Origin of the sequence: Candidatus Epulonipiscium viviparus (assembly GCF_000171335.1) — a bacterium.
Lineage (GTDB): Bacteria > Bacillota > Clostridia > Lachnospirales > Cellulosilyticaceae > Epulonipiscioides > Epulonipiscioides viviparus.
The window spans coordinates 14,316-29,047 of record NZ_ABEQ01000014.3 but is presented as its reverse complement, the minus strand read 5'-3'; the positions used below and the strand labels follow the sequence as shown (position 1 = coordinate 29,047).

14 protein-coding genes and 1 other RNA gene are annotated in these 14,732 nt (G+C 37.7%); 6 read left to right on the top strand and 9 right to left on the bottom strand.

All coding sequences use genetic code 11. From position 1 onward, the window contains the following. Positions 1 to 121: 121 nt before the first annotated feature. Positions 122 to 2,329, bottom strand: coding sequence for a HelD family protein (locus tag EPU_RS03295; protein ID WP_029487918.1), 2,208 nt, complete (start codon positions 2,327 to 2,329; stop codon positions 122 to 124). 163 nt (positions 2,330 to 2,492) lie between these two features. Between EPU_RS03295 and metK the strand changes: the two genes are divergently transcribed. The 3 genes from metK (at position 2,493) to EPU_RS03280 (ending at position 6,478) form a co-directional block, all read left to right on the top strand. Then, positions 2,493 to 3,653, top strand: coding sequence for a methionine adenosyltransferase (gene metK, locus EPU_RS03290; RefSeq protein ID WP_029487916.1), 1,161 nt, complete (start codon positions 2,493 to 2,495; stop codon positions 3,651 to 3,653). 248 nt (positions 3,654 to 3,901) lie between these two features. Then, the gene (locus EPU_RS03285; protein WP_044149390.1) at positions 3,902 to 5,548 is read left to right on the top strand and encodes a DEAD/DEAH box helicase; all 1,647 of its coding nucleotides are present in this window, start codon (positions 3,902 to 3,904) and stop codon (positions 5,546 to 5,548) included. A 72-nt stretch (positions 5,549 to 5,620) separates the two neighbouring features. Next, complete coding sequence (locus EPU_RS03280) at positions 5,621 to 6,478, top strand: NAD(P)/FAD-dependent oxidoreductase (RefSeq protein WP_010166743.1); 858 nt, start codon at positions 5,621 to 5,623, stop codon at positions 6,476 to 6,478. 69 nt (positions 6,479 to 6,547) lie between these two features. Here EPU_RS03280 and EPU_RS03275 read toward each other — a convergent pair whose 3' ends face one another. Further along, positions 6,548 to 7,435, bottom strand: coding sequence for a DegV family protein (locus EPU_RS03275; protein ID WP_010166742.1), 888 nt, complete (start codon positions 7,433 to 7,435; stop codon positions 6,548 to 6,550). A 126-nt stretch (positions 7,436 to 7,561) separates the two neighbouring features. Here EPU_RS03275 and EPU_RS03270 point away from each other — a divergent pair, with 126 nt between their 5' ends. From EPU_RS03270 to ssrA, 3 genes are all read left to right on the top strand, one after another. After that, entirely contained in the window at positions 7,562 to 8,014 is a 453-nt protein-coding gene (locus EPU_RS03270) for a metal-dependent transcriptional regulator (RefSeq protein WP_010166741.1), read from the top strand. Positions 8,015 to 8,073: 59 nt separating this feature from the next. Then, entirely contained in the window at positions 8,074 to 8,541 is a 468-nt protein-coding gene (gene smpB / locus EPU_RS03265; RefSeq protein ID WP_010166740.1) for an SsrA-binding protein SmpB, read from the top strand. A gap of 8 nt (positions 8,542 to 8,549) precedes the next feature. Beyond that, positions 8,550 to 8,897: a transfer-messenger RNA gene (gene ssrA / locus EPU_RS13145) on the top strand. 92 nt (positions 8,898 to 8,989) lie between these two features. On the opposite strand, the gene EPU_RS03260 is transcribed toward ssrA, so the two are convergent. Genes EPU_RS03260 through EPU_RS03230 form a run of 7 tightly spaced genes read right to left on the bottom strand, consistent with a single transcriptional unit; the run spans position 8,990 to position 14,732 of the window. Next, positions 8,990 to 9,685: an L-ribulose-5-phosphate 4-epimerase gene (locus tag EPU_RS03260; RefSeq protein WP_010166739.1), complete on the bottom strand. Its 696-nt coding sequence runs from the start codon at positions 9,683 to 9,685 to the stop codon at positions 8,990 to 8,992. A gap of 27 nt (positions 9,686 to 9,712) precedes the next feature. After that, positions 9,713 to 10,552: an L-ribulose-5-phosphate 3-epimerase gene (locus EPU_RS11380; protein WP_010166738.1), complete on the bottom strand. Its 840-nt coding sequence runs from the start codon at positions 10,550 to 10,552 to the stop codon at positions 9,713 to 9,715. 1 nt (position 10,553) lies between these two features. After that, positions 10,554 to 11,591, bottom strand: coding sequence for a hypothetical protein (locus EPU_RS03250; RefSeq protein ID WP_010166731.1), 1,038 nt, complete (start codon positions 11,589 to 11,591; stop codon positions 10,554 to 10,556). Between the two features lie 60 nt (positions 11,592 to 11,651). After that, on the bottom strand, positions 11,652 to 12,137 hold the full coding sequence (locus EPU_RS03245; protein ID WP_010166729.1) for a hypothetical protein: 486 nt from the start codon (positions 12,135 to 12,137) through the stop codon (positions 11,652 to 11,654). 25 nt (positions 12,138 to 12,162) lie between these two features. Continuing rightward, entirely contained in the window at positions 12,163 to 12,462 is a 300-nt protein-coding gene (locus tag EPU_RS11375; RefSeq protein ID WP_010166728.1) for a PTS sugar transporter subunit IIB, read from the bottom strand. 56 nt (positions 12,463 to 12,518) lie between these two features. Next, positions 12,519 to 13,865, bottom strand: a complete 1,347-nt coding sequence (locus tag EPU_RS03235) for a PTS transporter subunit IIC (RefSeq protein ID WP_029487913.1) — start codon at positions 13,863 to 13,865, stop codon at positions 12,519 to 12,521. 21 nt (positions 13,866 to 13,886) lie between these two features. Continuing rightward, the gene (locus tag EPU_RS03230; RefSeq protein WP_010166725.1) at positions 13,887 to 14,732 is read right to left on the bottom strand and encodes a Cof-type HAD-IIB family hydrolase; all 846 of its coding nucleotides are present in this window, start codon (positions 14,730 to 14,732) and stop codon (positions 13,887 to 13,889) included.

The following is a 14,732-nucleotide window of genomic DNA, read 5'->3' as shown; positions in this document are numbered from 1 at the left end:
CTAATATCCTTCCCGTTTTGGTTTATTTTTATTAAAATATCATAAGTAGAATTTAATTACAAGCAGAATTACTTATAATTGGCAAAAAGCCCTTCTATAGAATTTGAGAAGGGCCAATATATTAATGGATAAATTTTGTAAGTTTTCCAAGATATARCACATCTAGTCTATGCAGTGCTCGTGAGCAGGCAATGTATAGTAGTTGCTTATCAAAAATGCTTTGATAATTTTGAACAGAAGCGTCATAGATCACTACTGCGTCATACTCTAATCCCTTTACCATATATGTGGGCATAACCAGAACATGATTTTTTAATAAAATATCGTCTTTGGTAATAAACTGTGCATTTAATTTTTTGCCTACTGTTTCTTGAAGAGCAAGTACAGAGTTTTTATCTTTACAAATGATTGCGATTTTATTAAATTCATGTCTGTATTGTTCAACTCGTTTAATTAATAGTTCATTAAGATCTGCGGTAGTAGTTGCGCCAAAGATTTCAACATCTCGTTCGTTGCGCATAAAGGCAAGGTTTGGCTCATCTTCTCCGCGAATCTTAGAGATAAAAGCGTTAATTTCGTAGGAGCTTCTATAGCTTTTAGTGAGTGCAATCTGAGTGGGGTTTTTTGGCTTCAAAATTTTGAGAGCATCGTCGTATATAGCGGCAGTGGCAGTTTTTTCGATAGTTTGGCCAAAGTCKCCCAATATGGTATATCTCTTTTTCTTAAACATTAACGAAAAAATTTTAAAGTGTATAGGATAATAATCTTGAGCCTCATCTATTACGATTTGTTTGAGTGTAGCATAGTTTTTGGTCCCATCCAAAATAAGGCGCATATATAGCAAGATAGAGCCGTCCATATAGCTAATTTGGGAATTTTCTATCCTATTGCGCGTTTTGCTGAGTATGTGAGCAATATTTTGTGGTAGCCGCTCCTTGCGTACAAATTCATGAAACTTCTGTAAAAACATTTTGTATATCTCAAGATAATTATTTTTCATAAATGCCGAAATTTGGTTAAAAAATTGCTCGCGAATTACATCTATACGGCGTCTTGATTCGGCTTCTTCTTCATAATCGAAACCACCTTCTTCGATCAGTTGCTCTGCAATTTCTGTTAGCTTAATTTGCTCAAATGGTTTGATTCTATCTTTAACCATAGTAAAGACGCGGTTGAGCCGGCGACCTAAAGGCACATTAATTTGGTTATCAAGAATGTGAGCCACAAATTCGGCTGATTCCATAATTAAATTGCCTTCATAAATAATATCTGGTARCGGAGCGCCTTTTTCTTCATACCAAGCCAAAAATCTGTCTAATATTTTGATAAACTCAAAGCTGCCTTTAAAATTAATTTCCTCACGAAGCTTATCGCGATTTTTAGTAGACGAAATCATAAGTTCTAGCTGACGATGCTTTGATTCCATTTGCAGGCCGGAGCCAAATTCTTTGTGAAATAGCTCTTCGACAGTATGGCTTCGAACATTCTTTTCACCAAGTTCTGGCAATACTCCAGAAATGTATTCGCCAAACAAGCTATTAGGAGATATAATTAAGATGTTATTTTCGTTAAAACCGGAGTCGCGCTGATTGTATAACAAGTAGGCAATTCGGTGCATAGCAATAGATGTTTTTCCAGATCCTGCCACCCCTTGGACTATTAGCAAGTCATTTTCCATATTGCGAATGATGTCATTTTGCTCTTTTTGAATAGTTTGAACGATGTTTTTCATTTTTTCGGAGACGTTAGAAGAGAGTGCTATTTGAAGAACACTATCGGTTATAGCCGTTTCGCTATCAAAAAAATATTTAAGTTTGCGATGCTCGACTTTGTACTGGCGTTTTAATAGGGTTTTGCCAGAGATTTGCCCAACAGGGGCTTGATAGCTAATTCTGCCTAGGTCACCATTATAAAAAATAGAGGAAATAGGAGCTCTCCAATCATATACAAGCATTTCGAGAGTATCGTCATTCATCAAATTGTGATAACCAATATAAACTTTTTCTGGATCATATTCGCCATCTTCTAGAAAGTCGACACGTCCAAAATATGGAGAGTCACGCATTTTTTCATATTTAAGCAAGTTCGCTGTTTTATGCTTATATTTGGAAGTTTCTACCATTTCTGTATTTAAATATTGCCCAATTTCTATCGAGCGTTCTTCTTCTTCTAGAGAAGTCATTCCTTCTTCCCACATTTCTTTGCGAATCTCTAGCAAGGTTTCTTTATTTTCTTTTAATAAATTTGTGATAAAGCTGATTTCGGTGTCCAAAAAATTAAGGACATATTGCAAGTATGTTTCTTCTTCTATCAATATTAAACTATCCATAGATTACCGCCTTTCAGATAAACATTATAACTGCACGTTTTAGAAAAATTCAAGGGAATCTTTATGAAAAACTATTATTTTAATTGACTTCCTTGACACTATTTGTGAGAGTGCTAAAATAGTATTTGCTTAAGAGGATTAAACTTATGACTTGGAGGATAAAATGCAAATTAAATTTTTTACATCAGAATCGGTAACAGAAGGGCATCCAGATAAAATAGCGGACCAAATTTCGGATGCGGTGTTAGATGCTATTTATGAAAAAGATAAAAACGCACGTGTTGCTTGCGAAACAGCGGTTACTACAGGACTGGTTCTTGTAATGGGTGAAATTACAACCAACTGCTATATAGATATTAATAAAATTGCCAGAAATACTATAAAGGAAATAGGATATAACAAGCCAGAATATGGATTTGATGGGAATACTTGCGGAGTATTAGTTTCGCTTGATGAGCAATCTAGAGATATAGCAATGGGAGTGGATAGTGCACTGGAGGCGGATGATCAAATAGGTGCTGGAGACCAAGGAATGATGTTTGGATATGCATGTAATGAAACCGAAGAGTTTATGCCATTGCCTATCGCTCTTGCGCATAGACTGACCAAAAGACTGACAGAAGTTAGAAAGCGCAGAACCCTTGCGTATTTGAGACCCGATGGAAAAGCTCAGGTTTCGGTAGAATATCATGATGGAGCACCTGTGCGCGTTGATACCGTGGTTGTTTCTAGTCAGCACGCAGAAGATGTTTCAAATGAACAAATTCATAAGGATATTTTAGAAGAAGTGATTATGAAAGTAATTCCGGCAAAGTTACTAGATGAAAATACAAAATATTATATCAATCCGACTGGCAGATTTGTAATTGGTGGTCCGGTTGGAGATGCGGGGCTTACTGGGCGCAAAATTATTGTGGATACCTATGGAGGATACGCATCTCATGGAGGCGGTGCGTTCTCTGGAAARGATCCAACAAAAGTAGATCGCTCGGGAGCATATGCGGCCAGATATATTGCAAAGAACATAGTAGCTGCAGAGCTAGCGACAAAGTGTGAGATAGAAATAGCATATGCCATTGGCGTTGCAAACCCAGTTTCACTGCTAGTAAATACTCATGGCACTGGTATAATCGAAGATGATAGGTTGGCGGAAATAGTAAAGGCAAATTTTGATCTAACGCCAAATGGTATTATTAAGATGCTAGATCTTAGAAGACCGATCTACAAACAAACTGCGACATATGGACATTTTGGTAGACACGATATTGATATCCCTTGGGAAAAAACTGATAAGATAGAGGTTCTRAAAGCTGCGATAAATTAGTATATGAAAAGCAAAAGTACTCCGAAATATAGGGGGTACTTTTATTTATATTGCGGGTGATTAACTTAAAATATTAAGTTTTTACTTGTTTTTGGTATGAAATTGTGATAATATGGCAAGGTTATAAAGTAGGTTTATCATAATTATTGGAAGTTGAAAATGTGATGAATCGAAATAATTAATAGGGAGATGATTTTGTTCTCCCAAATATATCGCCGTAAAAAATTATATAGAAAGAGGCAATTATTATTAATACGAAATTATTTGAAGAATTACCAATTATCAAAGAAATTAAGAAGGCTATCAAAGATCTAGGATTTCAACATACTACACCCATTCAGGAAGAAGCAATTCCATATGCAATAGAGGGAAAAGATATAATAGCGCAAGCACCAACAGGAACTGGAAAAACTTGTGCATTTGCAATACCAGCAATTCAAAACATAGATGCTTCTATTGAGGCAGTTCAAGTTCTTGTGCTTTGTCCAACAAGAGAATTAGCCGTTCAAATTGCAACTGAAATGAAGAAAATTTGTGCCCACAAAAAGGATATTGGAATTTTAGCAGTTTATGGTGGAGAGTCTATCGAAAAACAATTGGCCGGGTTGCGTCGACGTCCGCAAATTGTTGTTGGAACACCAGGACGCGTTATGGATCATATGAGAAGAAAAACATTAAAGCTTGGAGCACTTAAAATGTTGGTGCTCGACGAAGCGGATGAGATGCTAAATATGGGCTTTAGAGAAGATATTGATACAATCTTGGAATCGATTCCAGAGAATAGACAATTTTTATTATTTTCTGCGACATTACCAAAAGCCATAATGGAGATTGCAAATAAATATCAAACCAATGCCGTTAAAATAAATACTACAAAAAAACAAGTGACTGTGAAAACAATTTCTCAGCATTATCTAGATGTAAACGAAAAGAAAAAGTCTGAAGTGTTGGCAAGGTTAATAGATTCGAATAACTTTAAGCTGATGCTAGTTTTCTGCAACACCAAAAAGCGAGTGGATGACCTATGCAAAGACCTAATGAGTAGAGGATATAAAGCCGAAGCTCTACATGGAGATATGAAGCAAATTCATAGAGATAGTGTAATGAACAAGTTTAGACGAGGAATAGTAGATATACTCATTGCAACCGACGTTGCAGCGCGCGGAATTGATATCGATGACGTAGATGCGGTATTTAACTATGACCTTCCAATTGATGACGAATACTATGTTCACAGAATAGGTAGAACAGGTAGAGCAAATCGAAAAGGCACATCATATAGCTTTGTATGTGGCAAAGAAATATATAAGCTTCGCCAGATTGAACGCTATACTAATTCCAAAATTACCAAAATTACTATTCCAACAATGGATGACATAAAAGGAAACAAAGTTAATTCGATTTTAGACGAAATTAAAGAGGAAATTAAAGAAGGAAAGATTACAACAAATCTAGCGTTTATAACTCAGATTGCGCAAGAACTTAACGCAGAATGCGAAGAATTGGATATTACAAGCACTGAAGTTGCGGCAGCGTTTTTAAATGTAGCTATGAAAAAAATGGTGACGGGATCGAATCCTAGAGTGAAGCTTGCAGATTTGGAACACGAAGATAAAAAAACAACAACGTATGGATACAACGAAAAAGGATATAAGCGTCTATTTATTAATCTAGGAAATAAGGATAAGCTAGAAAGCTCGCAATTAGTAAAATTTGTCGCAAGCAATACTTCTGTATCTGGCAAGGAAATTGGCAAAATCGATATGCTAGATAAGTTTTCATTTTTAGAAGTGCCGGCTAAATATGTTGATGAGCTTATTGCTGTGTTGCCTAAAAAGAAATTTAAGGGTCGAAAAGTTAATATAGAAGTTGCAAATAAGAAGAAGAAAAAATAAGAGACTATAGCATCTGTATAAATTAGTAATATTTAGAAACACTAAGAGGTATTATGAACTACGGAGGTGCGTATGCTAGATATAGCAATTATTGGTAGTGGGCCAGCTGGGTTGTCTGCTGCAATTAATGGAGTAATTAGAAATAAAGAAGTTAAGGTCTTTGGAACTGATCCCGAAAAATCGAGCTATTTGCGAAAAGCTGAAAAAATTGATAACTACCTTGGAATGCCAGGTATAAGCGGAGAAGAAATGATTCGTAAGTTCGTTGAGCATGCCAAGGAAATGGGCGTTCAATTTCATAGCGGAAGAGTTATACAAATTTTTCAAATGGATGACTATTTTACTCTAAATGTAGAAAATGAGTTTATCGATGCCAAGACGATTATTTTGGCCAATGGGATAGTTAATGAAAAAGCCATAGAAGGTGAAACTGAATTTTTGGGAAGAGGCGTGAGCTACTGCGCCACATGTGATGGACCTCTATATAGAGGAAAAACGGCAGTGTTGGTTGGAGATAGCGAAGCAGCAGAAGAAGATGTAAATTATTTAGCAGAGGTTTGTGAGAAAGTCTATTACGTTCCTTTGCATAAAAAAACTGAAAAAGTTGATTCTAGAGTTGAAGTTATTCACGATAAGCCTGTTGCAATAGAAGGTGAAGAGACTGTTAAAACATTAAAACTAAAAGATAATGAAGAGTTAAATGTGAATGGTGTGTTTATCATAAAAGATACAGTACCTACAACTCAGCTATTGCAAGGGATAGAAATCGTAGATAAAGCGATAAAAGTCAACCAATATATGGAAACAAATTTGAAGGGTGTCTATGCCGCCGGAGATTGTACGGGCAGACCGTTTCAGGTTGCTAAAGCAGTAGGGCAGGGAACAACAGCGGCGTTACAAGCAGTGAGCTATCTACACAAAAATTCATAAGTGATAATGAACATGTAAAAGGGATGTAGATTAGATTGCTCACCCCCCCTTTTACGGTTTCTAAAATTGTTAGTGTTTAAGATATTGCTGATACTTTGGCACACAAGCGGTTCCGCAAACATCAGGACCGGTATAGACTCCTATTGTGGTTCCGATTTCCATATCATCATACATAAGTGGTATATTGAGCTTATTTAATATGATATCTTCTAGATGCCTTAAATCTTCTGCCGCATCAGCATGCGCAATTGCATAGTTAAATTGGTCCTCGCGCCCGGCAATATATTCGGCGAGGCTAGCAGCTACTTTTTCGGCTGCCTTTTTTTTGCCACGAACTTTGGCAATCGGAAATAACTCTCCTTCTTTGAGGCAAATGACAGGTTTGATATTTAACATTCCTCCAAGAAAAGCTGAAACCTTGCCAATGCGTCCGCCTTTTTCTAAATATTCTAAAGTGTCTACATAAAAAAAGATACGAGAATCTGCGCGTATTAATTTGGCAACGCGAGCAACTTCCTCAAAGCTGAGACCGTCTTTAATCATCATTGCGGTCTCTAAGACGATCAAGCCCTGTTGTCCTGTGGCAGCTTCGGAGTCGATTATCTCTATTTTGGCATCAGGAAATTCGTCTAGCAAAATGTCTTTGGCATTCACTGCAGCTGCATAAGAACCGCTAAATTTACTAGAAAGACATAAACATATTACAGCGTTTCCAGCTGCTAATACTGGTCTAAAGTGTTCGCAATAGTCGTTGATAGAAGGAAGAGAAGTTTTTGGAAAAGTGTGTGGAACGCGAAGCTTTTTATAAAATTCTTGTAGTGAAATTTCTTCGTTTGCTTTTAAATATATTTCGCTTTCGAAACTAACATAAAAAGGGATAAGATTTATAGGATATTCCTTGATAATATTTGGAAATAAATCACATGAACTGTCGCTAAATAGTACAATTTCTGCCATAAAAAAACTCCTTTGTATAAATTTTAATTAACTGTAACATACATGAATAGTTAATACAAGGTGATATGAATTTATCCAAGCCGGTATTGCATATGAATTTATAAAATAAAGAAAGGAGAAAATTTGATGATATCAATCAGTTTGCAAGCGTATTTGGTAGAAATCTATAAAATGAAAGAAGAGAACATAGAAATTAGTTGTTTGAAGATTGCTAAAAAGATGAATATACCTATTAAAAAATCAATACAGGCAGCCCAGAGGTTGCATTATCAAAACTATATACAATATACAACATATCAACCAATACAGATTACGCCGCGAGGCGAGCAAATAGCGAGATACATTATTTCAAAAAATCGATTGCTATATAATTTTTTAGATATTCTACAAATAACACAAAATATTGAATTAGAAAAAGAGTCTATGCAGCAATGTTTCAGCGATAGTGCTCTAAATCAGATAGAGCAGTTTGTATTATTCATAAATCAATATCCAGAAATTACTAATTATTATAAACTTTTTCTAAATGAGCAAAGTAAAATGTCAATTTTAGAAAAAATTCCTCCAGAAGATATATAATTGACCCTTGAATTTAATTTGCTGCTATGATAGACTGAGCAAAGTAGGGAGTGATATTGATGGGAAAAACAGGTGCGTACAAGTTGATAGCACAGAATAAAAAAGCTTACCACGATTATTTTATTGACGAGACATATGAAGCAGGAATGGTTCTTGTCGGTACAGAAGTCAAATCAATTAGGTGTGGAAGTGGATCTATTAAAGAGAGCTTTATTCGCATTCAAAACGGCGAAGCATTTGTCTTTAACATGCACATCAATCCATACGAAAAAGGCAATATTTTTAACAAGGAGCCTCTTAGAACTAGAAAACTTTTGCTTCATAAAAAGCAGATAACTAAGCTACTCGGCGCTATTTCCACTAAGGGAATGACAATTGTTCCGCTGAAGGTTTATATAAAAGATAGTTTGGTTAAGATGGAAATTGGTTTAGCAAGAGGTAAGAAACTTCATGATAAGAGACAAGATATTGCCAAAAAAGATGTTCGTCGTCAAAATGAACGAGATTTTAAGATTAAAAATCTCTAGTATACCTTGGGGGTGTACTGGTTTCGACGGGGGTCACATCTGCTGGGGCAGCCATTCGTAGGAAGTCTACACTACGTAAAAAGAGGACACGTTAAATTAAACGCAGAAGACAATTTTGCACTAGCAGCGTAATGCTGCTCGTTTCTCTGGGATAATCCGCTAGCCTAGAAGAAACGCCAACGAGCGGAGAACGACTTGTGCTAAGCTTTGCTCACAAGCTGTATTTATGAAGCTACTAAAGCTTTGAACCTGTCATTAGGTGCCTAGTAGAGGGAATGTTAATATAATGAATATAATGGTAGAGACCACGCCTTTTGGGCTTTCGGACAGGGGTTCGATTCCCCTCACCTCCATTTTAGGACTTGCAGCGAATATGCTGTAGGTCCTTTTTGGTCTATAAAAAAAGACTGCCACAGTATAAGCAACTGCAGAGTCTTTGAGATATATATTACTTTTGGCCATAGTATGCGTTTGGTCCGTGCTTGCGCATAAAATGTTTGTTGACAATATAACTAGGGGCAGGCTGAATGCTTTGGTTTAAAAATTCTGCGTTAAACGCCATGGTAGCAACTTCTTCTAACACTACCGAGTTATGAACAGCCTCGTGAGCATCTTTGCCCCAGGAGAAAGGTCCGTGGTTTGTACATAAAATTCCTGGGTTATGCATAGGGTTGACGTTAAAGTTGTCGAGGGTTTCGATAATAACTAGACCAGTGTTTTTTTCGTAAGCGGATTCGATTTCTTCTTGTGTCAAACTTCTTGAGCATAAAATATCGCCATAGAAGTAGTCGCTGTGTGTTGTATTATAGTTGGGAATGTTTCTGCCAGCGGCGGCCCACGCGACAGCCATTCTCGAGTGAGTGTGAACTATTCCGCCGATTTCAGGATAGCGTTTGTAGAGCTCAACGTGTGTTAGCGTATCGGATGATGGATTGTATTTGCCTTCCACCGTATTTCCGTCTAAATCTACAACAACCATATCTGCTGGTGTCAAATCGTCATATGCAACGCCAGATGGTTTGATCACGAAGTATCCACTTGCGCGGTCGATTCCAGAAACATTGCCCCAAGTAAAGGTAACTAAACCATATTTTGGTAAATCCATATTTGCCTGATATACTTCTTCTTTCAATTTTTCTAACATATTCTACTCCATTCTGCGTATAGCAAATTAATTTCTATCTAATAAATTTCTCATCATTTCGTTTGCGGCAACGATGTCGGCAAACCAATCTTCTTTGCCCAAGTCCCAAAACTCGGTTACATATTTGCGAGTGCCCAGCTTCCAGGCAGCAGATATTACTTTTGCAAAATCCACATGACCCGTTCCATATGGAATTTCTCTAAATTTTCCGGGAACCGTTTCTTTGAGATGCAGTGCCAATATGTGCCCATGCCCAGTGGTGATGTCATCAACAAAATCGGTGCCATATGTTTTGATGGCGTTGGTGATATTGCCGCTATCGGGATAAATTTGTAGATACGGTGAATCTATGATTTTGACATATTCTGCCGCTTTTTGGGTGGTATTCATAAACTCGTTTTCCATAGTTTCGAAGCCCAAGCACACACCATACTTTGCTGCCTGATCGGTTATTACTCGCAAATTGTGTATGTACTTATCTCGAGTTTGGGCAGTAGAGGTGCCAAAATATATATCATAGCCTGGGATCATAACAATTCTCGCTCCCAGATCTTTTGCTAGGGCAATTGCCCCTGTGATGATTTCTATACCCCGAGAACTGATGCGGTCGTCGGGGTCTCCTAGCGCATATTTTGTGAGTGCAGAAACGCAGAAAGAGTCGATAGTAATTTCTGTTTCGTACATATCGTGGATGATAGAGAGTCGCTCGGCTTTTGACATATAGATGCGGTTGATTTTATCTTCGGATGCATCTATGCTGAGCTCGATATAGTCGTAGTTGGCTTTTTTGGCGTAGTCTAGCTTTTCGCGTATAGTTAGATTGTTTGGCATCGCTTTTTCATATAAACCAAGTGAGTATTTTTGCATATTAAATCACCTCGTAAAAAGCAATTTCGTCTATTTCACGGTTGGCAGAAACGATATATGTTTTGTCATTGTTCTGGTAAGCAAAAGTGTTGGCAACTCCGGTGGCATCGTCTAATACTGATATTTCGATAGCTCCGGCTGTCATTGACAATGCTATAAGCTGCTTGTTACCCTCGCGATGCCCAAGTATAGCAACAGGTTGACCGTTGATTTTGCCAGACCATAAGGCATGTGCAAATTCAAATGGCTTATCAAAACTCCAAAATTTGGAATATTTACCATCTACTAATTTGTAGACGTCGAGATTGCTGCCATGAAAAGGAGAAAATACTACCATTTCGAGCTCCCCATCGTTATCTAAGTCGACTAAAGTCATATCGCTTGCAGGAGAATCTAGCAGCTGAATAATTTCAAACTTTGCTYCCRCCACTGCAGGAGGAACGATTTTGTATATGCCGTCTTCGGTGCCTACCACACAATAGTCATAGCCGTTTTCGCTTCCTCTAAAGTAGCCATGATTTTTTAATAGCTCATCTTGTATCACATCCAAAGGCAGTTGATTATCTTTGTTATAAGCAGAGAGATCATCGGGCAATTTTGTAGCATAGACCTTGCCTTTGTGGGCCCAATCATCTTTAAAATCGCGACCAGAGCATAGCGTCGCTGCGACAAGGTAGTTTTGTCCATCGCGAGAAATTATATCAAATCGATGCACATGCGGAAGCTCTGCAAGGACCTGGATGTTCCAGCCATCTGCAGAAGGAGAAACGACCATAATCTTTGCTTCCTTAGAATCGTTAGGTGAGTAAAATTTGTGTGTAGCTAAAAATACTCCATCAGAGTTTGGCACCTGCACCATAGACATAGTGCCACCGGGTTCTTCCCAAATGGTATCCTCGAGATTTCCGTCTAAGTCGAACATTAGGCATCGGTTGATTTTTTCGGCTGCAACTAAGATGTGCTTTTTGCCTAAATATTCCAGAGGGGCGATAGAATAGCATTTGTCTAGGTGATGAGTCTTAATTTTCTTTGCTTGCATTATAAACCTTCTTTCTATTTATATTAATATATAAAGAAAGCCTCCTAAAAAACAGGGGCTTCACTGAGGCAGGGTGATGAGATAATTTTCTAGTTTGTTATCGATTAATACGTTGATATTTTTGGATTGCAAATATCTTATTGCAGGAACAATTTTGTATTTGTTGAAGAACAACTTGTGCTTAAATTTTCGTGAATAGACTATCATGCAAGCCTTGTTAACCTGGTGTTCGTGAATTGTGATTTGTTCTATATCGCACCAATCAATATGATAAAAAAACTTTTCGCAGCCAGTTTCTGAAAAGCCGCGCAACACACCAACGCTGCCAAATATTGCAACAAAAGCCAGTGTATTTCGAAGACTTTCTATAATCGTTTGCTCCATTTCCATCGGAAAAAATAGCATCGCAAAGAATATTATCATCGTAAAGGTAACGAGATCGTCTTTGCCCTTAATTTTGATCAACCGATTTCGTCGTATAACATAATAGATTTCAAATATCACGACAGCAATAAGCACAAAACATATTAAATAATTAGCAACCATGTTATCCCCACCCCATTTTTTTTATCTATTTCATTTCTGCTGGAAAGTTGTTTTTCACTACATCTAGCAACACTGCCGTTACACCTTTAATATCCACAAGGTTTTTGGTTTCTGCAATAACGGCCTTGTTTGGAGGTAGCATAGACGACCACTCAGGGCTTGTTAATACTATATCTGTGTTGGCTATAAACATCATGGCTTCTCCAAAAGCACAAGAATCTACATTGGCATCAATGCCATGTTGAGTACATATTTTTTTGACATTGATTTTTAATAAAGTACTAGTTCCCATACCGTTTCCACATACGCATAAAATATTTAACATAATTTTCCACCTTTCAAATTTAAGCCCAGCGGCAATGATGCTGAGCTATGTAGAGATTAACCTGCTACTGGAATGCCTAATAATTGACCGATGCTTTGGAATATAAATACGATTGTAGTCCAAATTGTTGCCCAGTCCGAACTTCCAAACCACCATGCCAAGTCGGTCATGGCAATGGCCGCGGCAGAGCCCAAAATTTGTATTACGCCATTGATAATAGTTATAATTAGAGCTGCTTTATATCCGCCAAACTTGTTTGCAAAAATTGAAATCGTTGCATTATCAAAGAACAATGGAATAAATCCTGGAACAATAAATATTGGTGCGTTAAATAAAAATAATAACAATATTCCGGTTAATTGCCCAACGGTTCCTCCGATTAGTCCCAACACTACCGATTTTGGAGCAAAAGCAAAGATAGCAGAACAGTCCACACCTGCAACTGCGCCTGGAAGAAGTTTTTGCGATATACCCTGAAATGATAGCATAAGYTCGCCAACAAACATACGTACACCAGATAGCAAAACCACAATGTTCGCAGTAAGCGTTAGTGAAACCCATAGCAAAAAGATAAAGTCGTTGTGCAATACGGTTTGACCAAACCCAACTCGCAATTGATCGATTTCTTCACCGCCGATTATCAAGAAAATTGCGGCAACTGAGATTGCCATAATTAAAGCCGTAGCTATAACGCTGTCTTGAAGTATATTAACAGAATCTGGTAATTTCTTTGTTTCGATGTCATCTTTTTCGGGATCACCCAATTTTGGAGCCACTTTATAGGCGATGTAGTTAAAAAGCATTTGCTGATGCGCGATAGTAAATCCTGCTCCACCAGTTATTTCGTCGGTTGGCTTAATGAGTAGGGTTGACATAATGCCTTGATATACTGCGGTAACTGATGCAGCGATCAATACTGTTGGGATCATGCCCAAATCTAAAAATCGCCATACAATAAAAGTGGCYACTGCTGATTGCTGCAGCATAATATTTCCAGTTAGAAACACTGCTCTAATTTTGGTGTACTTTTGTAAGGCTACAAAAGTTAGGTTTAAGAGAAATGCTACTAAAAGTGTATATATTCCCCAACTAGCGCCGGTGCCAGTGCCTAAGATTTTGTCCATGGCCTCGAAACCAGCTGTCATTGTTGGGTATGTATTGAGTCCTGCGCCATTCATTCCAGTTGCAGATGTCATGGCATCTAAAAGCTTGTTGAAGTTTGCGATCAATGCACCAGAGCCCATTCCCATAATCAAAATACCGATTCCAGCTTTGACTGAACCGATAAAGGATTTTGAGAAGTTTTGACCCATGGCTTTGTATCCGATAAACACAACTATGCCCATGAGGATAAACGATTGACCAAAAATTTGTTCTAATAATAAATTTAAAATATATTCCATTAATTCACCTCTGTTTGTTTATTAATAATTTTCTAACAGTAGTTCTAAATATCTTGCCACCCCATCGTTATCATTTGTATATGTAACAAAAGTCGCAACATCTTTTAAAACTTGTTGAGCATTGCCCATTGCTATTTTGTGTGTGGCGCAGTCAAACATGCTTAGGTCGTTGTCGTAGTCGCCAAAGATACATACGTTATCCGCTGTAAGATTTAGGTCTGCTAGTACTTTAAGTACGGCAACCTTTTTGGATACAGTTTTATCGAATACTCCCACTAAGCCGTAGCCGGTGCTTTCGGCACATACGCCTACTGTTTGCGCTATAAAGTCGAAATAGTCTCGTGCTTTTTCGCGATCTTCTTCGGCAACGATGATTTTGAAGGTATCTGCTATTGCCGGCCAAGGGTGATTGTGTTCAAGTTCCGTGAGATCGAAGTGTGCAACAAAGTTGTGCTTGAGTGCAAGCGCTGTATAATTGCTAAATCGTTGCAGTAGTTTTGGAGAGTTTGCAGTGAGGTATACTTTGTTTGCGGTATATATAATAAATTGGAGTTGCCTACTTTTTATATAGTCAAAAACTTGTGCCGCAGGAGCAGGTTGTATGGGAATCTTCCATAGCGTGTCGCTGCCCTTGGTGATGATGGCACCGTTTTGAGATATAACATAGTCGCAACCACCCAATATGTTTTCGTATAAATCAAGCATATTTTGACTTCTGCCAGAGGCAAAGCACAAGTTGATTCCCTGTGCTCGGCAGTCTAGCAATGCGCGCTTGGTGCGATCGCTGATTTCATTTTTGTTGTTTAGAAGTGTACCATCTAAGTCGCAAACAATTAGTTTGATGTCATCTTTTTTAGCTATTAGCAT

Coding starts and splice junctions, on each gene's coding strand:
- EPU_RS03280 (WP_010166743.1), top strand. CDS start 5,621: ATGCTAGATATAGCAATTATTGGTAGTGGGCCAGCTGGGTTGTCTGCT.
- EPU_RS03275 (WP_010166742.1), bottom strand. CDS start 7,435: ATGGCAGAAATTGTACTATTTAGCGACAGTTCATGTGATTTATTTCCA.
- EPU_RS03270 (WP_010166741.1), top strand. CDS start 7,562: ATGATATCAATCAGTTTGCAAGCGTATTTGGTAGAAATCTATAAAATG.
- smpB (WP_010166740.1), top strand. CDS start 8,074: ATGGGAAAAACAGGTGCGTACAAGTTGATAGCACAGAATAAAAAAGCT.
- EPU_RS03260 (WP_010166739.1), bottom strand. CDS start 9,685: ATGTTAGAAAAATTGAAAGAAGAAGTATATCAGGCAAATATGGATTTA.
- EPU_RS11380 (WP_010166738.1), bottom strand. CDS start 10,552: ATGCAAAAATACTCACTTGGTTTATATGAAAAAGCGATGCCAAACAAT.
- EPU_RS03245 (WP_010166729.1), bottom strand. CDS start 12,137: ATGGTTGCTAATTATTTAATATGTTTTGTGCTTATTGCTGTCGTGATA.
- EPU_RS11375 (WP_010166728.1), bottom strand. CDS start 12,462: ATGTTAAATATTTTATGCGTATGTGGAAACGGTATGGGAACTAGTACT.
- EPU_RS03230 (WP_010166725.1), bottom strand. CDS start 14,732: ATGCTAATAGCTAAAAAAGATGACATCAAACTAATTGTTTGCGACTTA.